Annotated in this window: 23 protein-coding genes; 10 read left to right on the top strand and 13 right to left on the bottom strand. The window is 33.4% G+C overall.

All coding sequences use genetic code 11. The features are described from left to right. Window positions 1-29: 29 nt before the first annotated feature. A complete protein-coding gene (locus OA93_RS20110) occupies window positions 30-1,289 on the top strand; it encodes a BamA/TamA family outer membrane protein (RefSeq protein ID WP_039115726.1) in 1,260 nt (419 codons plus the stop codon). Between the two features lie 302 nt (window positions 1,290-1,591). Here OA93_RS20110 and OA93_RS20105 read toward each other — a convergent pair whose 3' ends face one another. After that, the gene (locus tag OA93_RS20105; RefSeq protein ID WP_039115724.1) at window positions 1,592-1,900 is read right to left on the bottom strand and encodes a hypothetical protein; all 309 of its coding nucleotides are present in this window, start codon (window positions 1,898-1,900) and stop codon (window positions 1,592-1,594) included. Between the two features lie 165 nt (window positions 1,901-2,065). Between OA93_RS20105 and OA93_RS20100 the strand changes: the two genes are divergently transcribed. Together OA93_RS20100 and OA93_RS20095 are read left to right on the top strand one after the other, a co-directional pair. Beyond that, on the top strand, window positions 2,066-2,638 hold the full coding sequence (locus OA93_RS20100; protein ID WP_039115722.1) for a Crp/Fnr family transcriptional regulator: 573 nt from the start codon (window positions 2,066-2,068) through the stop codon (window positions 2,636-2,638). Window positions 2,639-2,699: 61 nt separating this feature from the next. Further along, window positions 2,700-3,488, top strand: coding sequence for an SDR family oxidoreductase (locus OA93_RS20095; RefSeq protein ID WP_039115720.1), 789 nt, complete (start codon window positions 2,700-2,702; stop codon window positions 3,486-3,488). 162 nt (window positions 3,489-3,650) lie between these two features. Here the strand turns inward: OA93_RS20095 and OA93_RS20090 are convergent, their stop codons facing one another. Next, window positions 3,651-4,403: a porin family protein gene (locus tag OA93_RS20090; RefSeq protein ID WP_039115845.1), complete on the bottom strand. Its 753-nt coding sequence runs from the start codon at window positions 4,401-4,403 to the stop codon at window positions 3,651-3,653. A gap of 194 nt (window positions 4,404-4,597) precedes the next feature. On the opposite strand from OA93_RS20090, the gene OA93_RS20085 reads away from it, so the two are divergent. Then, on the top strand, window positions 4,598-6,856 hold the full coding sequence (locus tag OA93_RS20085; protein WP_039115718.1) for an acyl-CoA dehydrogenase: 2,259 nt from the start codon (window positions 4,598-4,600) through the stop codon (window positions 6,854-6,856). Between the two features lie 337 nt (window positions 6,857-7,193). Here the strand turns inward: OA93_RS20085 and OA93_RS20080 are convergent, their stop codons facing one another. The 4 genes from OA93_RS20080 to OA93_RS20065 form a co-directional block, all read right to left on the bottom strand. Then, window positions 7,194-7,562: a nuclear transport factor 2 family protein gene (locus OA93_RS20080; RefSeq protein WP_039115717.1), complete on the bottom strand. Its 369-nt coding sequence runs from the start codon at window positions 7,560-7,562 to the stop codon at window positions 7,194-7,196. Beyond that, window positions 7,555-8,040: an acyl-CoA thioesterase gene (locus OA93_RS20075; RefSeq protein WP_039115715.1), complete on the bottom strand. Its 486-nt coding sequence runs from the start codon at window positions 8,038-8,040 to the stop codon at window positions 7,555-7,557. The genes OA93_RS20080 and OA93_RS20075 overlap by 8 nt, the downstream gene beginning before the upstream one ends. Window positions 8,041-8,093: 53 nt before the next feature. Then, window positions 8,094-8,675, bottom strand: a complete 582-nt coding sequence (locus OA93_RS20070; RefSeq protein ID WP_039115714.1) for a TetR family transcriptional regulator — start codon at window positions 8,673-8,675, stop codon at window positions 8,094-8,096. A 536-nt stretch (window positions 8,676-9,211) separates the two neighbouring features. Continuing rightward, window positions 9,212-10,633, bottom strand: coding sequence for a PLP-dependent aminotransferase family protein (locus OA93_RS20065; protein WP_039115712.1), 1,422 nt, complete (start codon window positions 10,631-10,633; stop codon window positions 9,212-9,214). A gap of 105 nt (window positions 10,634-10,738) precedes the next feature. Here OA93_RS20065 and OA93_RS20060 point away from each other — a divergent pair, with 105 nt between their 5' ends. Next, window positions 10,739-11,653 (top strand): EamA family transporter, encoded by a 915-nt coding sequence (locus OA93_RS20060; RefSeq protein ID WP_039115710.1) that lies wholly within the window; start codon window positions 10,739-10,741, stop codon window positions 11,651-11,653. A gap of 1 nt (window position 11,654) precedes the next feature. Here the strand turns inward: OA93_RS20060 and OA93_RS20055 are convergent, their stop codons facing one another. The 7 genes from OA93_RS20055 to OA93_RS20025 all read right to left on the bottom strand — a co-directional run bounded on the left by OA93_RS20055 (window position 11,655) and on the right by OA93_RS20025 (window position 18,288). Then, entirely contained in the window at window positions 11,655-12,110 is a 456-nt protein-coding gene (locus OA93_RS20055) for a DoxX family protein (protein WP_039115708.1), read from the bottom strand. A 5-nt stretch (window positions 12,111-12,115) separates the two neighbouring features. After that, a complete protein-coding gene (locus OA93_RS20050; protein ID WP_039115707.1) occupies window positions 12,116-13,396 on the bottom strand; it encodes an acetyl-CoA C-acetyltransferase in 1,281 nt (426 codons plus the stop codon). 165 nt (window positions 13,397-13,561) lie between these two features. After that, a complete protein-coding gene (locus OA93_RS20045; protein ID WP_052259538.1) occupies window positions 13,562-14,299 on the bottom strand; it encodes a DsbA family oxidoreductase in 738 nt (245 codons plus the stop codon). Window positions 14,300-15,011: 712 nt separating this feature from the next. Then, window positions 15,012-16,118, bottom strand: a complete 1,107-nt coding sequence (locus OA93_RS20040; protein ID WP_039115706.1) for an NADH:flavin oxidoreductase — start codon at window positions 16,116-16,118, stop codon at window positions 15,012-15,014. A 12-nt stretch (window positions 16,119-16,130) separates the two neighbouring features. Further along, entirely contained in the window at window positions 16,131-16,430 is a 300-nt protein-coding gene (locus OA93_RS20035; RefSeq protein WP_039115705.1) for a metalloregulator ArsR/SmtB family transcription factor, read from the bottom strand. Between the two features lie 381 nt (window positions 16,431-16,811). Further along, window positions 16,812-17,525: an ATP-binding protein gene (locus tag OA93_RS20030; protein WP_039115704.1), complete on the bottom strand. Its 714-nt coding sequence runs from the start codon at window positions 17,523-17,525 to the stop codon at window positions 16,812-16,814. A gap of 31 nt (window positions 17,526-17,556) precedes the next feature. Continuing rightward, on the bottom strand, window positions 17,557-18,288 hold the full coding sequence (locus OA93_RS20025) for a YggS family pyridoxal phosphate-dependent enzyme (RefSeq protein ID WP_039115703.1): 732 nt from the start codon (window positions 18,286-18,288) through the stop codon (window positions 17,557-17,559). Window positions 18,289-18,724: 436 nt separating this feature from the next. Here OA93_RS20025 and OA93_RS20020 point away from each other — a divergent pair, with 436 nt between their 5' ends. The 5 genes from OA93_RS20020 to OA93_RS20000 all read left to right on the top strand — a co-directional run bounded on the left by OA93_RS20020 (window position 18,725) and on the right by OA93_RS20000 (window position 23,071). After that, window positions 18,725-19,321 (top strand): TetR/AcrR family transcriptional regulator, encoded by a 597-nt coding sequence (locus OA93_RS20020; protein ID WP_039115701.1) that lies wholly within the window; start codon window positions 18,725-18,727, stop codon window positions 19,319-19,321. Between the two features lie 9 nt (window positions 19,322-19,330). Continuing rightward, the gene (locus OA93_RS20015) at window positions 19,331-19,558 is read left to right on the top strand and encodes a hypothetical protein (RefSeq protein WP_039115699.1); all 228 of its coding nucleotides are present in this window, start codon (window positions 19,331-19,333) and stop codon (window positions 19,556-19,558) included. Between the two features lie 22 nt (window positions 19,559-19,580). After that, window positions 19,581-20,861: an MFS transporter gene (locus OA93_RS20010; RefSeq protein WP_039115698.1), complete on the top strand. Its 1,281-nt coding sequence runs from the start codon at window positions 19,581-19,583 to the stop codon at window positions 20,859-20,861. A 251-nt stretch (window positions 20,862-21,112) separates the two neighbouring features. Beyond that, a complete protein-coding gene (locus OA93_RS20005) occupies window positions 21,113-21,880 on the top strand; it encodes an AraC family transcriptional regulator (protein WP_240474772.1) in 768 nt (255 codons plus the stop codon). A gap of 30 nt (window positions 21,881-21,910) precedes the next feature. Further along, on the top strand, window positions 21,911-23,071 hold the full coding sequence (locus OA93_RS20000; RefSeq protein ID WP_039115697.1) for an NAD(P)/FAD-dependent oxidoreductase: 1,161 nt from the start codon (window positions 21,911-21,913) through the stop codon (window positions 23,069-23,071). Window positions 23,072-23,123: the final 52 nt, after the last annotated feature.

The following is a 23,123-nucleotide window of genomic DNA, read 5'->3' as shown; positions in this document are numbered from 1 at the left end:
TAGTTTTAGGAACAAAATGATATTTGTAGATGAATATACTCTTTAGAAAGAAAAAATACTTCACTAAAGCGACAATAATATTGTTGGTTATATTCATGCAAAATAGTACGATTGCACAAAACGAAAAAGCAACTTGCGAACCTAAAACATTCTTTGACCTATTCAAAAAGAAAGATACACTAAAGGATCAAAAACCTGCTAAAAACAGTTTTTTTCTCGTTATTCCTGTAATTGGTTCGCAACCAGCTACAGGATTTATGTTTGGGGGAGTTGCCCAATATACATTTAAAGGAAAAGAACTTGAAGATAAGTATTCGATTATAAATTTGGGAGTAACGTACACTACAAAAAAGCAATTACTTATTAATGCAAAGAATAGTGTTTTATTAAAAGGCAATAAAATATACCTAAACGGAGATTATAGATTGTATGTTTTTTCTCAGCCAAATTACGGATTAGGAACCTCAATTATTCCGGGTAATAATCAAGATGCAGATTTTGATATTGATGCGTTGGCTCAGCCTATGGATTATAATTATTTTAAATTCCATCAGACGATGTCCTGGGAAGTAAAAAAGAATTTTTATGTAGGTGCAGGAATCGATATTGATTGGTATGCTTCGATAAAAGATTACAACCTCGATGTTGCCAACGGGCAATATACCTATCATTACAATTATAGTCAGGAAAATGGATTTAATGATTTAGAATATTTTGTAAATGGTTTTAGTCTAAATCTCGTGTATGATTCCAGAGATAATCAGGTAAATGCAACGCATGGAATATTTGCAAATTTTAATTATCGAATAAATCCGGATTTATTCAATAATCAGCGAAATAGTAATGTATTATATACAGAATACAGACAATTTATTCCGCTAAGTAAAACAAACGAACGTTATATCTTGGCATTTTGGGCATATGGGCAGTTTGTAACCAGCGGAAAAGTTCCTTACCTAAATTTACCCGCAATAGGATGGGATCAGCGTAGTAGGAGCGGAGAAGGGTATACACAAGGATTATTTAGAGGATCTAACTTAGTATATTTATCTACAGAGTTTAGATTTCCTATTACTTGCAACCAAATGTTTAGTGGTACTGTGTTTACAAATTTTACTACAGCGAGTAATTCAGATACCAAGGAAAAGCTTTTTCAATACGTACAACCAGCTGTGGGTATCGGTTTACGCATATTAATTGATAAAGCCACCCGCACAAACCTCATAGTCGATTATGCTTGGGGACGAAGCTCAAAAGGATTCTATCTTAATGCAGGAGAAACTTTTTAATTGATTAGTTGACAATTGATAATTAACAAATGATAATTGATAGTTAACAATTGATAATTTAGAATTGCTCAGAAACTTATAGCCCACGGTTTCAACCGTGTGATACGGATTGAGATAATATATTGCGCTCCAACGGTTGAAACCGTTGGTAATGTTTATAACACATGTTATTGGCTTGCTATTTCGCTTGCGCTCGCGCTAGCTTTGGAAACCTTAGTACCTCAGAACCTCAGAACCTTTGTGCCTTAAGAGAGAAACCTTAGTACCTCAGAACCTTTGCACCTCTGCACCTTAAAAGAAACCTACTTTATCTTCACAGGAATCGGACCGCCACTAGAAACATAACCACCGCCAACTTTATCAATATTTACATCGACCTTATTGTTTACATTAACGTTTAAACTTGGAGCACAGGATTTAATATTTACATCAATAGTACCATTTGCATTTACAGGAACTAAACCATAATTTTTTGTAGCTAGTACATTAAGATTATCATTTTTCTCAACAGCATATGCTTTAGGTATAATGTCTACATTTTGTAATGTTAAGATAGTCAGACATACTGCAATTACGGTTAATATGAATTTAGTATAAAAATCTGTTTTCATAATTTTAGGGTTTAATTATTTAGAGATACTAATATATTCTATTTTTTTAGAGTAAAAGTAACCTTTGTCCCTTTGCACCTTAAAAAAAACCTTTGCACTTTTAATAATCTTTTAACTCAGAAAGAGTTTGTAGCTTTGCAGGAACTTATAAAACCAATGTAATTCATGTACACAAAACTACTTGAGCTTGTAGCAGAGATTATTGCTATCGATAATTCAGATGTTATATTGGTCGAAAATTTCTTTGAGCCAGTAAGTTGTAGTAAAGGAGAAATTTTAGAAAATGAGAGTAAGGTAGCTCGGTATTTATATTTTATCAACTCGGGTTTTATTAGAGTTTTTTATAACCAGAATGGCAATCAAGTTACAACACATATTAATTGTCCTTCGGGATTTATTACTTCTTTTAATAGTTTTGCAACAGGAACTCCTGCTGTAGATAATATCGAATGTATAACTGCGTGCGAAGTACTACGAATTACAAAAAAGGATTTTGATGTATTATGCAATAAAAGCCAAAAGTGGGCAGATTTTGCTAGAATCATTTACGAAAAATCTTTAATTTATAATGAGCAAAGAACCAATGACATTGTTGCTTTATCAGCAGAACAGCGTTATCTAAAAATAGTAAAAGATAATCCTGCTATGATCCAAAATGTTCCACTACAATATATAGCGTCGTTTATAGGAATTAAACCAGAGAGTTTAAGCCGAATTAGGAAACAGATAATTTCCTAACATACGTTAAGTAGATTGCTTTGGTTATTACTGAATTTTGTATCAGATAATAATTAAAGAAATGAAAACACTAAAAAACAAAACCGCACTTATTACCGGAGCTTCATCTGGTATTGGCGAAGCATTTGCTTATGAATTAGCAAAGCAAGGAGTAAATCTTATCATAACAGCCAGATCAGAAGATAAACTACAAATTCTAGCTCATAAAATTTCAAAAGAACATAACGTGCAAGTGACTGTATTTACTGGTGATCTTTTGCAAAAAGACACTCCGCAGAAATTGTATAATCAAATAAAACAAGCTGGATTGTCGGTAGATTTATTGGTAAATAATGCAGGATTTGGTAAATGGGTAAATTTTCTTGACGAAAGTATGGAAGATTATGACGAAATGATTGAAATTAATATTAATGCTCTTGTAAAATTATGCCATCTCGTATTACCAGATATGCTGAAAAAAGGGGATTGCGGAATCATAAATGTGGCTTCAACAGGGGCACTACAACCATGTCCTTATGTTGCAACATATTGTGCAAGTAAATCATTTGTATTGGATTTCTCAGAGGCATTATATGGCGAATATTCTAAAAGAGGAGTAACGATTACAGCACTTTGCCCAGGGAATACTACTACAGGATTTCAATCAGTCGCAAAAGCAAATACTAAAGGAATGGCTGCAGATACTCCAGAAACAGTTGCCAAACAAGGAATCTCGGCATTATTAAAAAACAAAAGCTTTAAAATAGTTGGTACTACAAACTATTTACAATCATTTTTGCCAAGATTATTACCTAGAAAAGCAGTGATTAATATTGTTAGCAAAATGATGAATGCTAAAGTAAATGGATAAATTCTAAAGCTAATATCAAATTGTTTTTCACCGCAAATTGTGCCAATTTTCACGAATCAGTTCGTGATAATTGGTGCAATTTGTGTTTGATTTTATTCATATTATAAAATATAAAGAACAATTTAGTTTACACAATTAATTACATTTTGTATTTCACCAAAATCATTTAGATTGAATGCCATTTTTTTCTTCGAGTGCTTTTTTCTCAGCGGCTCTTTTGGCAGCTTTACCTTTTCCTATTGGAAATGCAGCTGTTAAATAAAGAGAACGATTGTATTGGTTAGGTCCATCTCCTTTCATTACAGGAACCAAACCATAATAATATTGCATCCCAACATTTATACCATTTCCTGCAGTTATACGATATCCTAAACCAAGGGCGACACCAGCATCTATGACACGTACCTGATCTTTAATATCGTTTTTGTAGATTACGTTATCACCGTCAATTTTGTTTCTAAATCTATCAAAAGCTTTACTTAGTAGCCCAAATTGAGGGCCAGCTTTGACATAAATATTGTTGTCAAATTTATATTTAATTAAAATCGGGACATTAAAATAACGAATTTCTCTATCCACATATCCACCTTCAAAAGTATTATCTAAGGTTTCGTTTTCTAAAGAATACACTGGTATACCATGAGCTCCCATTGGAGATTTTACAATAACTCCAGTATTTACCATCCAGTTTAGACTTTTTTTCAAATGGATATCAAAATAAAAACCAAGGTTAAACCCGATGTTCGAACCAGTGGTTTCCTGATTAGAAATGGTTGATAAATTAACACCACCTTCCAGACCAAACTCAAGAAAAGGAGAGTTTAGTTTGTCTCCAAACACCATAGAAATTAAAACTTGAGAATAAGAGGTAGATACGAAAAAGAATGTAATAAGCAATAGAATACTTTTTTTCATAAAATCTTTGTTGAAGTTTAAAATAGTACTGAGCATCACCTGATTAACGAAGATACAAAATAAACTATTTCTCACACAGAATTATTTCTTTAACATTTCATATAAATCACTAAATAAAATTAATTATGACATCCTTAACGTACTTTAGTTAACAAAATTCTTTAATTTAACAAAAGTTAAAAAATAAGATTACTATGGAAAACTCAAGACTCAAATCCTTTATACCTCTTTTTTACCTTGTTTGGTCGGATGATCTTTTAACCCAAAAAGAGTTCGTTACGTTGCAAGAATTTATTCGCTCACAAAACTGGCTTACCAAAGAAGAGAGAGAAGAATTGCTTTCTAAAATAGATATTTCGGTACCACCATCAAGAGAACAACTTACTAGTTGGAAACTAGAAATAGAGAAAAGTATTCAGGATAAACAGTCTGTTAAATCCATATACGATATTGTTGTTGCCCTTTCGGGAGATGATAAAAATCTTAAAGAGCTAGAACCTGTTTTTACAAAATTAGAAAATGATCTTGGAGTTTTTGGACAGGAAGCCATTGGTACTTTCAAAAAAACAGCAACTTCTCTGACTTCAAATTATAAAACAGAAAGCAGTTTTGATTCTACAAAACTAACAGAGATTCTGGATGGAGAACAAGCGGCAATTATAAAAAGAGTAAAAACGGTTATTAGTAAACCTGAATTTGCTTATGAAACTTCTACAGATATTAATGTGTATCGTGCAAAAGTATATGAATGGTGTAAAATCCTTGCCAAAGAAAATTTTGGTAATATGGCTTATCCAAAGCAATATGGCGGAGGAGAAAATATAGCTGATTATTTTGCTATTATGGAAACCCTGAGTTATCACGATTTAAGCTTGGTAATAAAATTTGGTGTACAATTCGGGCTTTGGGGAATGAGCTTACAATCATTGGGAACAGAAAAACATTATAGTAAATATTTAAAAGATATAGGTTCGCTTAAATTACCCGGTTGTTTTGCCATGACCGAAACACATCATGGTTCGAATGTAAAAGGGCTTGAAACTACAGCTACTTACAATCACGACGATCAAACATTTACAATTCATACGCCGAACAAAAACGCACAAAAAGAATATATTGGTAATGCAGCTGTACACGGACAAATGGCAACTGTATTTGCAAAACTAATCATCAATGAAGTTGATTATGGTGTAAACGCATTTGTAGTGCCTTTAAGAGACACAAACGGTACAAATATAAAAGGTGTTACAATTGGAGATTGTGGACATAAAATGGGATTGAATGGGGTGGATAACGGAACAATAAGTTTTGATAATGTGGTTATCCCAAAAGAGAATATGCTGGATAGATTTGCTTCGGTAAATGAGAAAGGCGAATTCGAAAGCCCGATTCCGAGTGATAACCGTCGTTTTTTTACCATGCTTGGAACATTAGTTGGCGGACGTATCGGAATTCCGCGTTCGGCATTGGCTGCAGCCAAATCTGGACTGGCAATAACAATTAGATATAGTGATCAACGCCGACAGTTTGGACCAGAAGGAGGTTCGGAAGTTCCGATTTTAAATTATCGTATGCATCAACGCCGTTTGATTCCGCAACTGGCAAAAACCTATGCAGTACATTTTGCTTTGCAATACCTTACGAATCGATTCCTGAATAAGAAAGAATCCGAAATGCAGGAAATTGAAGCACTTGCAGCAGGAATGAAATCATACTCAACTTGGAGCACAAGAGATATTTTGCAAGAATGTCGTGAAGCTTGTGGAGGAAAAGGATATTTATCTGAAAATAGAATCGATGCCTTAAAAAATGATACAGAAATTTACACCACTTTTGAAGGTGATAATACGGTATTAATGCAATTGGTAGCAAAAAATCGCTTATCTGAATTCAGAAAATCATTTGGCGAAATGGGAGCACTGGGAATCGTAAATTATGTTTTTGAAAATGCAAAAACGGCTATTTCTGAAAAAAATCCAATTGCCACCAGAAAAATAGAAGATGCTCATTTGCTTGACAATGAATTTCATTTATTAGCTTTTCAGCATAGAGAAAAAACGACTTTAGCATCTGCTGCAAAGCGAATAAAAAAACTTATCGACAGCGGACTCGAGCCTTATGATGCGTTTAATGTGGTGCAACATCAAATGATAGATGTCGCTCAGGCATATTTGGAACGAATCGTTTTGGAGCAGTTTCAAATTGCTATTGAAACAGTTAAAGATACAAATGTTAAAGAGATTCTATCGAAATTATGCCATTTGTATGCACTAGCTCAAATCGAAAAAAATAAAGGTTGGTATCTTGAAGATGGATATATGGAAGCGGTAAAAACAAAAGCAATCCGTAAAATGGTTAACCAGCTTTGTTGGGATATAAGACCTGATGCTGTTGCTTTAGTAAATGCATTTGATATTCCCGAAAGTTGTCTTGCTGCGCCAATATTGGGGTAATTATTAATGATCAGTTGTTGATTATTAATTTATATAGCTGTGTATAATTGCACACAGATTAACCACAATTTTGTCACCTTGAGCGGAGTCGAAGGGTCAACGCAAGGAATTAGACAATCTTGTCACCCTGAGGAACGAAGGGTCTCCGCAAGAAACTAACACAATTTTGTCACCCTGAGCGGAGTCGAAGGGCGCATAATCTGATGCTATTTCGAAATGACAAGTTTGTGTTGAACGGTAAGAAAAAAACAAACCATTAAGAGATTAAGAACTTAACTTTTCTTAATCTCTTAATGGTTTAAATAAATCGTATCAAAATTTATGTTTAGTAAAACTGTTAAACAGGGATGAATTGTTTTGGATCATAAAAAAACTGTTCTTTCTTTATGAGTTCTCCTTCCCAGTTTTGATGCGTCATTTCTTCGATTTCCGTAGAAGTTCCATCTTTCCACTCAAATTTGAAATACCATTGAATGACTACAAAATCACCATTGATAAAAACAGGACGAATACATTTAGAAACTAATGATTTTACTCTCAAAAGTACATTTTTCTCATTGGCAACAAGAAAATCTCTACCAACACGAGGTTCCGCTTGGTTTTCTTGCATAGATGCATCTTCGGTATAAAATCTTTCGATCGCTTTATCATGCTCGTTGGCTTCTACCATCGAGATAAATTGCTCTACAGTTTCTAATTTAGGCATGTTCTTTCAACTTCTTTATTATTTCCATATAACGATTTTCAAAAACAGTTTGTTCAACAGGAACTACAACTGCTTGGAATAAACGCATTAAATCATCAGCATGATTTGCTACTTTTTTTGTTTGAAAACTGTAATGAATAAATTTAATCCAAAGAACAGCTTTTAGTTCCGTTTCGTCTTCGTTCCACATTTTCATTTCTACCAATAATACGTTATCAGTATATTGAATTAATTGCGAATCTATAACAACAGTTTCCATTGTAAATGCTGGTCTCATGTAGCTTATTTGGTTAGATGCAACCACCCAACTTAAAGCTGATGTTTTCATGAGTTTAAAGATATCTAATCCATAATGCTCAGCGATTTGGTCTTCACGGGCATTAATAAAATATTCTAGATATTTTGAGTTGTTTAAATGATTGAATGGGTCACAATCCTGAAATCTGATTTTTCTTTTTGTCTTTAATACTTTTTCCATTTTCTTTTAAAATTACACTGCATACCAATTGGTATATAGGGAGTTAAAATTTTTTACTTTTTAATAGTTTCTATTATTATGTTATCAATACAATCCATTGCATTGTTTATGTAGGTTTCGTCATTATGGGTAAACGATAAAAGCGAACTTCCCTCGATTAGAGATAAAATTATTTGAGCATATTTTTTTACATCAATATTTGGAGTGATTTCATTCGACTCAATTCCTTCGTTTAGAATATCAGTTAATCCATAAATAAACTTTTGAGATAGTTTTTCGGCAGCTTTAAATAATAACGGATTAACAAATTTTGTATCAATTCCAACTCTTAGCATAGGGCAGCCACCTCTGTCTTTTACCAGATCATAATAACTACGATGATAATTGGTTATTGTGTACAATTTATTAATACTGCCTTCTGTGGTAGCAATTAGTTTAAATAATGGTATTATAGCTACACTTACATTAAGTTGGAAAGCCTTTAGAGCCAAATCTTCTTTATTTGCAAAATTACAATAAATTGCTCCTTTTGTCAGTCCAGTTGCATTAGTAATATCTGATAAACTCGTACCAATATATCCCTGTTTGTTAAAAATAGGAGCAACTCTGTCTAGTATAAATTCCGAAGTATTCATGGGGCTGATTGATTTTCGAATAAATTACGGAACAAAAATAATAAATAAATACCAATCGGTATGTGGAGAATTAATTTTTTTAATAAAAGTTTTAGAAATATTATTTTAGGTGCTGTTTACTAGCAATTATTGCCTACAAAGGAACACGGATGATACTGATTTGTTAAAGCAAAGGCGCGGATAAAAAAAGATTTTTAAAATCTTTGCGGTTAGAGTTTTCCCACAGATTATAAAGATTAAATAGATTTCCTGCATCGTCTATAATGGAACACGGATGACACAGATTTGCCAAAGCAAAGACGCGGATAAAAACGGATTTTTTAAATCTTTACGGACTTAATGGTTAGACTTTTTACTACAGATTTAAACTTTGCGACCTTTGCGTAAACCTTTGTGACCTTTGCGGTTAAATTTTTGCTACAGTTTTTCACCATTAAGAAATAAAGAAAAATTAAGCTTAACTCTTAATGATACTTAATGTCTTAATGGTTAAATCTTCTCCCACAGTTTGCAAATTTTACGGTTAATATTTTAATCTAAATTTTACTAACCAACATACCCAATGTTTGTATAGATTGTCGTAGTTCATTACTCCACGGTAACCCAAAACTTAATCGCATGCAGTTACAAAATTGATCCTGAAAAGTAAAAATTCTTCCTGGTGCAATGCTAATATTATGTTTCATGGCTATTTGATAAAACACGGCAGTATCGATTTTTTTATCTAATTCTAGCCAAAGAAAAAATCCTCCTTGTGGCTGACTCACTTTGGTTCCTGCTGGGAAAGATTCCAAAATGGTATTGATGTAATTAATACTGTTGTGATGCAAAATTTGGCGTATTTTTCGAAGATGATTTTCATACCTTCCATTTTTGAGGAAATCAGCAACTACTTCGTGTGTAATAGTGGTAGCAGATACGGTATGATAAAGCTTGGTACGTAATATTTCTTTTTTAAACTTTCCAGGCGAAACCCATCCTACACGATAACCAGGAGCAAGAGATTTAGATACAGAGTTGCAACAAAGTACGATTCCGCTTTCGTCATAAGTTTTACAATTGGTTGGTCTGCTAGTTCCAAAATACATATCACCATAAATATCATCCTCAATAAGCGGTACATTATAATGCTCCATTAATCGAACCACTTCTTTTTTATGCTCCACAGGCATCATGCTTCCTGATGGATTACTAAAGTTACTCATTAATAAACAAAGGGTAATTTTTTTGGTTGCAAGTGCTTTTTTCAGAGCGTCAAGTTCTATTCCTGTCGTCATATTAGTAGGCAATTCCATTATGTATAAACCCAATGATTTTGCTAGTTGTAAGATTCCAAAATAAACAGGACTTTCTGTAATAATAGTATCGCCAGGTTTAGTCAATGTCATTAAACAATGCGATATAGCTCCTATGCAACCAGATGTTGTAATTACATCATCTTCGGTTAATGTGCCTCCCCAGGTAAATGACCATCTGGCAATTTCTTTCCTTAGATTAAGATTTCCCTGTAATTCATCATAGCAAGTGCCACTATTAGGCGACTGTCGCATGGCTTGAATCATTCCTTTATTTAATTTAGTAATAGGAAGAAGCTCATTAGATGGAAATCCTAAAGAAAGCATAGTTACATTTTTATCCATCATACTGCCATAAACAAGGTCTATTAAATCTTCCCGTTCGATATTGGCACAACTTATTATCGGGCTACTTGGTGTAGGTTCAGCAATTACTCTTGCCGAAATGTTGCTTACATAATAGCCAGATTGTGGTCTGGATTCTATAAGAGAACGGCTTTCCATTTCGTAATATGCCTTGCTTACTGTACTCATGCTGTATCCAGTTTCGGCACATACCTCTCGTATTGATGGAAGTTTATCGCCAACATTAAAAAGACCTGCTTTTATCTGTTTCTCAATACGATCGGCAAATTGTAAATATAAATAGTTGGTATTTTTCATTTTAAAAATGATAACTGTTGCGCTGCAATTTAACAAAACTGTATCTGTATTGCTATTTTATTTTCTAGAAATTTGCTGTATTACAAAATGTAAATAAAAGTTCCCATGAAAAGCACAAAATATTACTTGGCAGCCATTACGGCATATACAATCTGGGGTTTTTTTAGTCTGGTATTAAAACCAATACATTCTTATGCTTCTTTAGACATTTTGTTCTACCGTGTTTTTAGTTGTAGTATATTATTGTTGCTGATAACCTTTCTTTTTAAACGAAAAAGAGTAAAAGATGCCATCGAAACTTTTAAAGCATTGCCACTCTCAAAAAAGCGTAAAACCATTTTATTAAATATTGGCGGAAGTATATTTTTAACAGCCAACTGGTTTACATTTATTTATGTAATGAATCATGTGAGCGTTAAGGCAACATCACTTGCTTACTTAGTTTGCCCAATCTTAACCACATTGTTGGCTTATTTTATTTTGCATGAAAAACTTTCTAAAACGCAATGGATATCAGTAGGATTAAGCGTAACAGGCTGTTTGCTTTTATCGTATGCTAATATAATGGATATGGTTTTTAGTATCGTAATAGGTCTGACTTATGCGAGTTATTTAGTTAGCCAAAGAGTAAATATTGGATTTGATAAATTTATTGTGCTTACTTTTCATATCACTTTATCGGCATTGTTTTTATTGCCATTTTTCCCTGCATATAGTGGACCAATTCCAACGGAGTTTAACTTTTATCTATGTATCGAAATAATTGCTTTGGGCTTCACTATTTTCCCATTATTACTAAACTTATTTGCACTTACAGGTCTTAACTCATCTACAGTAGGAATGTTACTAAATATTAATCCTATGATTGCTTTTGGGTTGGCGACTTTTGTATATCATGAGCAAAGCGGACCGTTGCAAATTTTATCATACGGAATCATTTTTATCTCGGTACTTGTTTTTAATTCACATCATCTTTTTAAAAATAAACAAAAAGAGATTCCAATGACAAAGTGCAGTTAATTTATAAAACGATTAATTTCATTTTAGATAGTAATTTGTCGATACTCCAATTATAAACAGGAATTGAAGCTAATAGCAAAGAAGCTGCACTTGCTGTAAATACCGAATAATTAAATGGCGCTCTGTATCCAGCAAAAATAAGCATGCTTAAAGCAAAAGATAACGTTAATGCAAAGCTACCATAAGCAGATAATTTGGTCTTAAAACCAATAATTAGTAGCACACCAAATAAAACCTCTGCCAGCGTTGCAATGATTCCCATTACGTTGGCAATATCATGATTGAGATAAGGCATTAAAGAGTTGGTATAATCTACAAAATTAGCCCAATTTCCCCAACCAACATTTGGTTCTCCCGGAGCGCCAAGCATTCCTAAACGATCCATTACAGGTAATATAAAACCAATTCCTAAAGCCAGTCTTAAGAATATTTGAGCAATTTGTTGTGTGTTTTTCATTTGTTTTATTTTTCAATAATCATTGTTATTCCTTGTCCGCCAGCTGCGCAAATAGATATAAAGCCTCTTCCAGAACCTTTTTCGTTAAGTAGTTTTGCCATTACACCAATTATTCTTCCGCCAGTAGCGGCAAAAGGATGTGCTGCAGCAAGACTACTTCCTTTTACATTAAGTTTATTTCTGTCGATTGCACCAAGAGATTTCTTTAATCCTATTTCTTTGCTGAGTTCAGGGCTTTCCCAAATTTTTAATGATGCTAAAACTTGTGCTGCAAATGCTTCGTGAATTTCATAATAATCAAAATCTTGTAACGTTAATCCAGCTTTATCGAGCATTCTGTTTGCTGCAAACAAAGGAGCTAATAAAAGATTCTGTTGGTTTTTTACATATTCTATGGCGGCAACTTCAGCAAAAGTAATATAGGCGAGGATAGGAAGTCCTTGTTCTTTCGCCCATTCTTCACTTGCCAAAAGTATGCAAGACGCTCCATCGGTAAGAGGAGTAGAGTTACCAGCAGTAAGTGTTCCATTTACTTTATCAAATGCAGGAGGAAGCTTTGCTAGTTTTTCTATAGTACTATCTCTTCTTAAATTATTGTCTTTATTAAGTCCTTGAAAAGGAGTAATCATATCATCAAAAAAACCTTCGTCATAAGCCTTTGCCATATTCAAATGACTTTCTAGCGCTAGATTGTCTTGGTCTTCTCTTGAAATTTTATAGTATTTGGCTGTAATTTCTGTATGGCCGCCCATAGAAAGTCCCGTTTGAGATTCTTCGTTTCTAGGAACTAAAGGAGTAAAATCTTTTGGACGAAGTTTAAAAAACTGTTTTATTTTGCCTCCCAATGATTTCTCTTTTCGCGCATCAAGCAATATCTTTCTCAAATTTTCGCTTACCGCCATGGGTATATCACTTATAGAGTCAACTCCACCAGCTATTCCAGATTCAATTTGCCCGAGTGCTATTTTATTGGCTATATAAATGGCACTTTCTATTCCTGTATCGCAGGCTTGTTGCAAATCGCAAGCAGGAGTAGCAGGATCAAGAGCCGTTTTCATTACACATTCTCTTATAAGATTACTGTCGTATGTATGTTTGATAACTGCACCACCAGCAACTTCACCAAGTAGTTTTCCTTGTAGCTTGTGTTTCTCTATTAATCCGTTAAGAGCAGCAATCATCATATCTTGATTTCCTACTTTTGCGTAAGCAGTATTTGCTCTTGCAAAAGGAATTCTGTTGTATCCTACAATGGCAACTTTTCTTATTTTATCACTATTATTCATATTTAGAATTTTATTTAAATGAAAAGATCAAAGTTGAAGTTTTACTTTAGAAGAATAAATTTAATGAATTAGATTCAAATGCATTGACTTATCTATAAAATAATAAGTCTCCAGCTTTGATTTAAAACTGAAGACTTATTTATATGATTTTTAGCTAAATTGGTTTTACATACAATTTCCATCGGGAGTACAAGACTGACCGTCGATTATATCCAATTTTGTAGCAGGATTATCTTTTCTCCATTCTGTGAATGATTTTTCTAATGTTTGTAAAAATGTTTCAGGAGCTTGTGCGCCATTAATAGCATATTTACGATTAAAGATAAAAAACGGAACTCCATTTATCCCAAGTTCTTGTGCTTCCTGAACATCACCTTTTACTTTATCGGCATATTGATTATCTGTTAAAGATAGTTTTACATCTTCGGTAGTTAAACCAATATCTTTTCCTAATTCTTCTAAAACTTTTGGATCTCCAAAGTTTTTTCCTTCTGTGAAATAAGCATAAAACAAACGTTCTTCGGCTTGATCACCAAGTCTCTTTGTTTTTGCCAGTTGAATCATTCGGTGTGCGTTGAAAGAGTTTGCAACAACAGCATTATCAAAGTTATATTCTAATCCTGCGTTTTTTGCAGTTTGAACAACTCCTTGGTGCATTCTTACTGAATCTTCGTAGCTAATTCCTTTTCTGTTAGCAAGATATTCGTAAACATTTTCTTTTTTATCAAAATGCTCTGGAATGTTTGGGTCAAGCTGAAAACTTTTCCAAACAATTTCGATGTTTTTATTATCTGTAAATTTGTTAAGAGCCGTTTCATAATTTCGTTTTCCAATGTAGCAAAACGGACACATGATGTCGCTCCAAACTTCTACTTTCATTTTAGGTGTTCCTATTATTTCCATTGTGTTTTATTTTAATATTTTGTTTAACCGCAAAGAGCGCAATGATTTACGCAATCCCGAAGCGTCGGGAGCAAAGATTTACAATCAGTGTCAAAAAAGTTTAACCATTAAGGCATTAAGTTTCATTAAGGATTAAACTTAATTTTTCTTTATTTCTTAATGGTGAAAAATATTTATTATCAGTATCAAAAAACGTTTTACCATTAAGGTATTAAGTTTCATTAAGGATTGAGCTTAATTTTTCTTTATTTCTTAATGGTGAAAAATATTTATTATCAGTGTCAAAAAAGTTTAACCATTAAGGCATTAAGTTTCATTAAGGATTAAGCTTAGTTTTTCTTTATTTCTTAATGGTGAAAAATATTTATTATCAGTGTCAAAAAAGTTTTACCATTAAGGCATTAAGTTTCATTAAGGATTGAGCTTAATTTTTCTTTATTCCTTAATGGTAAAATCTGTTTTTATCCGCGTCTTTGCTTTGGCAAATCCGTGTTATCCGCGTTCCATATATAGACAATACAGAAAATCCATTTAATCTTTATAATCTGTGGCAAAAAGTTTAACCATTAAGGCATTAAGTTTCATTAAGGTTTTAGCTTAATTTTTCTTAATAACTTAATGGTGAAAAATCCTTTAATCTATGGTTAAATAAATGTTTTATTCTCAGTTTCTCAGTGCCTTAGAACCTTTGTTTCTCAGAACCTTAAAAAAATTATTCAATAACCAATTGACCTAGAGCTTCTTTGCTAAAGCCTTTTAGTTCTTCGGTTTTTCCTGCTTTAATTTTAGCAACCCAATTTGGGTCAGAAAGTAATGGTCTTCCAACCGCTACTAGGTCAAAATCTCCTCTGTCCATACGTCTTGTTAATTCATCCAAAGATGTTGGTTGAGAACTTTCGCCTGCAAATGCACCAAAGAAATCACTAGAAAGACCTACAGAACCTACAGTAATTGTTGGGATACCTGTTATTTTTTTTGCCCATCCAGCAAAGTTTAGGTCGCTACCTTCAAATTCTGGTTCCCAAAAACGACGTTGTGAACAGTGTAAAATATCTACACCAGCATCAACTAGAGGAGCAAGCCAAGCTTCCATTTCTAGTGCGTTTTTAGCCAATTTATAAGTGTAATCAGCAGGTTTAAATTGTGAAAGTCTGATGATAATTGCAAAATCTTCACCTACTTGTTTTCTAACTTCTTTAATTACTTCTACAGCAAAACGAGTACGTTCTGCAAGAGTTTTTCCACCGTAAGCATCGGTTCTGTGGTTTGTTGCATCCCAGAAAAATTGATCGATAAGGTAATCATGAGCACCGTGTATTTCGACACAGTCAAAACCTAATCTCTTTGCATCTGCGGCAGCTTGACCATAAGCAAGAATTGTATCTTCGATATCTTTTGTAGTCATGGTGTTACCATTGCTAAAACCTGGACGGTTTAATCCAGATGGCCCTTCAAAAGGAACAGGAGGAACCCAACCTGAATGGTGGTTATCCATAATACCCATGTGCCAAATTTGTGGTCCCATTTTTCCGCCAACAGTATGAACACCATCAATTACTTTTTTCCATCCTGCAAGTGCTTCATCACCATGAAAGTGAGGAACATTTGCATCATTAGATGATGAAGGTCTGTTTATAACAGTTCCTTCAGATAAAATTAAACCTACTTCACCTTCGGCTCTTTTTTGGTAATAGTTTGCTACATCATCTGTAGGGATTCCGTTAGGAGAAAATGAACGCGTCATAGGCGCCATTACGATTCTATTTTTAAGATCTAGCGTTTTTAGTTTAAAAGGCGTAAATAGACTATTTGTACTCATATCAATGTTTTTTTATAAATTAAATTCAATTATTTTACTTAGTTCTGCAAATGTTTTTTGATTGCGTTTGTAGTATGTCCATTGTCCAACACGTGTAGATTCTATAAATCCTGCGCGCTGAAGAATAGATAAATATTCGGAAACAGTCGATTGCGTAAGTCCAGCTTTGGCTTGTATTTGTCCCACACATACGCCATGCTCAAAACCATAAGGTTCTTGACCAGGAAAGTTTAGTTCGGGGTCTTTTAGCCATTCCAACATTTGTAGTCTGGACTTATTAGATAATGCTTTAAAAATTTCGATATGTTCCATGGTGCAAATGTATCGACTTTTTCCGATATGCCAATATCAGATAAAATATTTAGCAAATATTTAAGAGAAGAAAGAGTAAGGGAAACTGATTGTAAGTCAGTGTTATAATGAGATATTCTAGGCTTTTTGGGAGTTTTATAGAGGCTTTAAAACGCCAACGTGGTAATGAATTTTCTTAAGAAAATTTATATTTTTCTTAATTGAACAGGAGATAATCTTGTTTTTTTCTGTGAAGAAATATTAATGCTATCTTTGGTTTTCGGCATAAGTCATTATTCAAACTTGAGATTGTTGCAAAAAAAATAACCATATAAGAGATATAAGTTCAGTTAAGTCTAACGTTGATGGTCATGCTTATATTGACTTATATCGCTTATATGTTTAAAATAATTTCTGTAGTTCTAATTCTTCAATGATTTGTTTTTTCATTGTAGTGTTGATATAATCTTTTGCTTCGGCATAAGAAATTTTATACTTACGCTCAATTTCCTGTAGATGCGATGGGAAAGAAGCTAATAGTTTATCGTAGTATATATCCAATTCGTTCTCGTCTGGCATTTCAAATTTCAGTCGTATCTGAAACCTTCTCAATAAAGCCGTATCTATGATATTATAATGGTTTGTTGCACAAATAAGCAAGCTATCATCTGGGAAATAATCAATCAACTGAATAATTGTGTTTACCAAACGACGCATTTCGCCCACATCTTTATCATCGCTTTCACGACTTTTTCCTATTTGGTCAAATTCATCTAGGAATAAAACAGCCTTTTCACGAATGGCTTTATCAAATATTGCTTTTATATTTTTGGAAGTTTCTCCAATTCGCGCATTGATTAATGTGCTCAGATTTATGATGACAATATTTTTGTTTAAAGCCGTTGCAATTGCTTTGGCAGTGGTTGTTTTTCCGCAACCAGTATGCCCGTGCAGGAATATTTTATTATCTACTTTAAGATTATATTTTTTTAATTCATCAAGATAGCGATGTTCTTTTATTATTTGTTCTAAAGCGGTTTTGTTTTCTTCGCTAAAAAGCAAATCATTCAAGGCAATTTTCTCGGTATCGTTTACGGTAAGTTCGTATAGATTCATCTTAATTATTTATTTGATGCAAAATTAAGTCTTATTCTGCAATATTCTCATTCCAGATTTCTTTTCCTAAAAATCGATTTCCGAAGATAGATGTTCCAACTCTAACTATATTAGAACCTTCGGCTATAGCCAATTCAAGATCTTGAGACATTCCCATAGAAAGTTTTAATTCGGTAATACCTTCAATTTCTTCTGCATAAATCTCATCTCTTATTTGTCTGAGTAAACTAAGTGATGGCTGCATTTTCTCTTTTTCTACATCTAATAAACCAATGGTCATTAAACCTTTAATATTCAGGGTGTCGTATTTTTTTATTTCTCTGATAAAAGAAACAACGTCTTTTGGCGGAAGCCCAAATTTACTTTCTTCGTATGAGGTGTTTACTTGTATAAAAACATCTAGATTTCTTCCTTGGTTTTGTAATTGCTTGTGAAGTTCTTCAGCCAAGCTATGTCTGTCCAAAGACTGAATACAAGTTACATATTTTAGAACATCTTTTATTTTATTGGTTTGTAAGTGACCAATAAAATGACGTTTGATGTCTAATCCTTGTAATCCTGAATCTTTATCTCGTAGTTCTTGCATTTTGTTCTCGCCAATAAGAGTTTCACCAGCTTCAATGGCTATGCGTATTTTATCGGCGGGAACGGTTTTGGTTGCTAATAATAACTGAACATCTGATACATTTCTACCAGATAGTTTACAGGCATTTTCGATGCGCTCGTGAACCTGTTTTAAATTGGAAATTATCATATCTTTCATAATACAAAGGTAAGTAGTTGTGGATGATGATGATAATCCAGTTTTAAGTTTTGCTTATGGTCCAGTTTTTTTGAAGGCTTTGAGCGACTATTTTTTTTACCATTAAGATATTAAGAAAAATTAAGTTTAATCCTTAATGAAACTTAATGCCTTAATGGTTAAACTTTTTTGACATTGATTAAAGGAATTTTCACCTTTAAGAAATAAAGAAAAATTAAGCTTAGTACTTAATGAAACTTAATGTCTTAATGGTTAACCCTTTTTGGCACTGATTGTAAATCCTTGCGTCCTTTGCGTAACCCCTTGCGTTCTTTGCGGTTAATTGCAGATCTACAGTAAAAGACTTGTATTAATTTTACTTTTCAACTGAAAAAAAATATTAATAAAAGAACGCTCATTCATTTAATGTTTTATATTTGCTAAAAATTTCCAAATTATGAGAGTAAGAGATATAGATAAAGAGAAGTTAGTTGTTACAAATGCGATAGAGTTAATTGTTCAGGATGGCTTTCAGGGCTTCAGTATGAATAAGCTAGCGAAGGCTTGTAATATTTCTGTGGCGACTCTCTATATTTATTACAAAGACAAAGATGATTTGATTAAAAAAATCGGGGCAGAAATTGCTATAGAATTCTTTACATCCACAATAGAGAATTTTTCGCCAGATATGCCATTTGAAGAAGGTTTATGGATACAATGGCAAAACCGAGCTGCATTTACATTTAAGTATCCAAAGAAGGTTGCATTCTTTGAAGTAATTAAACAATCCCCACATGCTGAGGATATATTAAACTCTACAACCAAATTCTCTGATTTTAGGATAATCATGAAACAATTTATTGAAAATTCATTGCATAATAAGGAACTAGTGCCAATGCAATTTGAAGTTTTTTGGAGTATCGCTTACGGTCCTTTATATACTTTGTTGAATTTTCATAATGAAGGAAAAAGCATGGGAGGGAAGCCATTTAAGCTTACTCAGGACATGATGAAAGAAGCCTTTGGGGCTGCTATAAGAGCATTAAAACCATAAAATAATACTATGGAAACAGATTTAGATAAAATCTATATTTTTAAAACTAACATAGAACAACTATGTACAGATTGTGAGGTGACTAAAACACTGAACAATCACGCAGATATTCTGCAATGGAGTGTTGATACCGATGATGTTGATTATGTGCTGCGCATTGTTTCGGAAACACTTACAGTTAAAACAATAATTAATATTATTAATGATCTTGGACATGAATGCCAGGAATTAAATTAATCAAAAAAATAGAAATATTATAATGGAAAAAACAAAATTAGAAATCCCACCCTTTTCTTCTTATCAAAAATATATTATCGCCTTATTGGCACTTTTACAATTTACGGTTATACTAGATTTTATGGTTCTTTCTCCACTTGGGGATATACTAATGAAAAATCTAGATATGACTACCGCAAATTTTGGATTTACAGTTTCGGCTTATGCATTTAGTGCAGGTACTTCAGGATTGCTTGCAGCTGGTTTTGCCGACAAGTTTGATCGAAAAAAACTGCTTGTTTTCTTTTACACAGGATTTATTATTGGTACAGTTTGTTGTGCTTTGGCAACTAACTATGCGTTGTTACTTTCTGCCAGAATTGTAACAGGTCTTTTTGGTGGTGTAATTGGATCCGTTTCTTTGGCAATTGTGACCGATTTATTTGTGATTCATCAGCGTGGTCGTGTGATGGGATTTATCCAAATGGCTTTTGCTTCAAGCCAAATTTTAGGGATTCCGGTAGGGCTTTATTTTGCAAATCACTGGGGTTGGCATTCGGCTTTCTTGATGATTGCAGGACTAGGAATTCTTATACTTGTTACAATTGTAATCAAGATGAAACCAGTTACCGAACACCTTAAATTACAGTCGGATAAAAGCCCATTTTTACATTTATGGCATACTTTAAGTAATAAGAACTATCAGGTTGGTTTTGCGGCAATTGCATTCTTATCTATAGGCGGATTTATGTTGCAGCCTTTTGGAAGTTCTTTCTTAGTAAATAACATTCATATTAGCCAATTAGAATTACCAATGGTCTTTTTCTTTACAGGTCTTTCAGTACTTTTTATCATGCCTCTTGTGGGGAAATTAAGTGACAGAGTTAGTAAGTTTTGGTTGTTTACTGCAGGGTCAATACTATCGATCATTATGATATTAATTTATACCAATCTGGGACCAATTCCTTTATGGGAAGTAGTAGTAATCAATATGATTTTGTTTATGGGTATCATGAGTCGTATGATTCCGTCGACAACACTTAATACTGGAATTCCAGATATGAAAGATCGTGGAGCATATATGTCTATTACTTCATCAATGCAACAAATTGCAGGAGGTATTGCAGCAGTTTGTGCTGGATTTATCGTGCACCAAGAGAGCAAGACATCACCGCTAGAGAATTACGATATTCTGGGATATGTAATTTCGGCAGTAACACTTTGTTCGATATTCTTTATTTGGAGAGTAAACCAATTGGTTAAATCAAAAGGTAAAGCTGTAGATGCCGGAGTGAAGGTTGTAATTGAAACAGAAAGTGTTTAAGTCTGTGAGATAAGATTTAACCATTAAGGGATTAAGATTTAACCGCTAAGTACGCAAGGGTTTACGCAAAGGTCACAAAGTTTAGATGGTTTGACTAAAAAAGTTTTACCATTAAGACATTAAGTTTCATTAAGGATAAAGCTTAACTTTTCTTAATTTCTTAATGGTAAAAAAATCTTTCTAATCCTTTTAATCTGTGGCTAAAAAAGGACAAAGCTTAATCTTTCTTAATCCCTTAATGGTGAATAAAATTGAATAAAACTAATCAAGAAATACTAGATATAGACTATCGGGAAATGAAACCTGGTTTCCCGTTGTCTAACTATGTTGAAAGTTTTTGGATGCTTTCGAATGTTTCTGATCAGGAAAAACAAATTGTGATTCTGCCAGATGGGAGAATAGATCTTATATTTTCTTTTGAAGACAGAGATAATATTACACTTCTGGGAGTCGATTCTGAGCCTTCTCGGGCTGTGCTTGCGCCAAAGACAGCAATGTTTGCAGTTAGTTTTAAACTATTGGCTATCGAATATCTTTTTAAAGATAAATTCCCTGTTTTAGTAGATACTGCTTATAATTTACCTTCGGATTATTTTGGGATTTCAATTCAGGATTTCGAAAATTTTGAAGGGTTTTGTGATTTACTTTCGTCAAAGTTTTTGAGTATTCTGAATCATGAAATTGACGAACGCAAAAGAAAATTATTTGATTTAATATATAATTCAAATGGTGAGATTACGATTGCCGAAATTGCCGAAACAATTCATTGGAACAGCCGACAAATCAATCGATACTTTAATCAACGGTTTGGAATATCATTAAAGGCATATTGTACCATTCTCCGGTTTAGAGCTACATTTCAACAAATAAAAGAAGGCAAACTTTTTCCTGAACAAAACTTTACGGATCAGGCTCATTTTATAAAAAACATCAAGAAATTCTCGGGCGTAACTCCTAAGGAACTGAACAAGAATATAAACGACCGATTTATACAATTATCGACACTCAAGAAGAAATAATTTTGTCTTATAAAATTAAAGAATTGAGTTATGTTAATTAAAAATAAAAAAATAGCAATTGTAGGTGGAGGACCAGGAGGTTTAACATTAGCAAGACTTTTGCAACTTAAAGGCGCAGAAGTAAAAGTATATGAAAGAGATTTTAATTCGGATGTTAGAGTTCAGGGAGCAACTCTTGACCTTCATGAAGAATCAGGATTAGAAGCACTTCGCAGAGCAGGATTAATAGATGCATTTTATGCCAATCATCGTCCTGAAGCAGGTAAATTGCGTATTCTTGATAAAAACCTAAATGTTGCAATGGACACGCATTCTGCTGATGATTATGAAGAGAATCGTCCAGAAATAGATCGTGGCCCATTACGAAATATACTTCTAGATTCTTTACAACCCGATACTGTGGTTTGGGGCAGTCAGTTTCTTTTGATGGCTCCAAAAAATAAGGGTTGGGAATTAACATTCAAAAATGGTTCAAAAGCAGAAGCTGATATTGTAATCGCAGCCGATGGAGCGAACTCAAAAATAAGACCTCACATTAACTCGATAAAGCCAATATACTCGGGTGTTACAATTGTGGAAGGAAACATTTATGATTCTGAAAAAATTGCTCCAAAATTGTTTAAGCTTGTAAATGGTGGAAAATTATTTGCTTTTGGCGACCAAAAAACATTGATTTTAAGCATGAAAGGGGATGGAACACTATCTTTTTATACAGGTTGTAAAGTCGATGAATTTTGGGTTCGTGATAGCGGTATTGATTTCTCAAATAAAGACCAGGTTTACCAATGGTTTAAAAAAGAATTTGGTTCATGGGATCCAGTTTGGCAGGAATTATTTGAAAGTGATGAAATGTCGATTATTCCCAGACCACAATATCATTTCCCACTAGATCAGCAATGGGATGCTTTGTCAAATCTCACAATGTTAGGTGATGCAGCACATCGTATGCCGCCTTATGCAGGAGAAGGTGTAAATATGGCAATGCAAGATGCTTTTGAATTAGCTGAGGTTCTTTCTGGTGATAACTTCCCAAACGTTCAGGCAGCAATTGCCGCTTACGAAAAGCAAATGTGCAAAAGAGCTTCGGAGATTACAAAAATCACTCTGGATTCTACTGAAATGATGCATTCTGACGATCCTATTACCAAACTGATAAATATGTTTAATGGTGTTGATGAAGTGGAGCATTAATTAGTGATTCTTAATAATTTTCAGATAGTTATTAATTCTATGTCAAGTAAAA

It is taken from the genome of Flavobacterium sp. KMS, from assembly GCF_000813005.1.
Taxonomy (GTDB): Bacteria; Bacteroidota; Bacteroidia; order Flavobacteriales; family Flavobacteriaceae; genus Flavobacterium.
The sequence above is the reverse complement of the archived record's forward strand: the minus strand, read 5'-3'. Positions and strand labels throughout refer to the sequence as shown.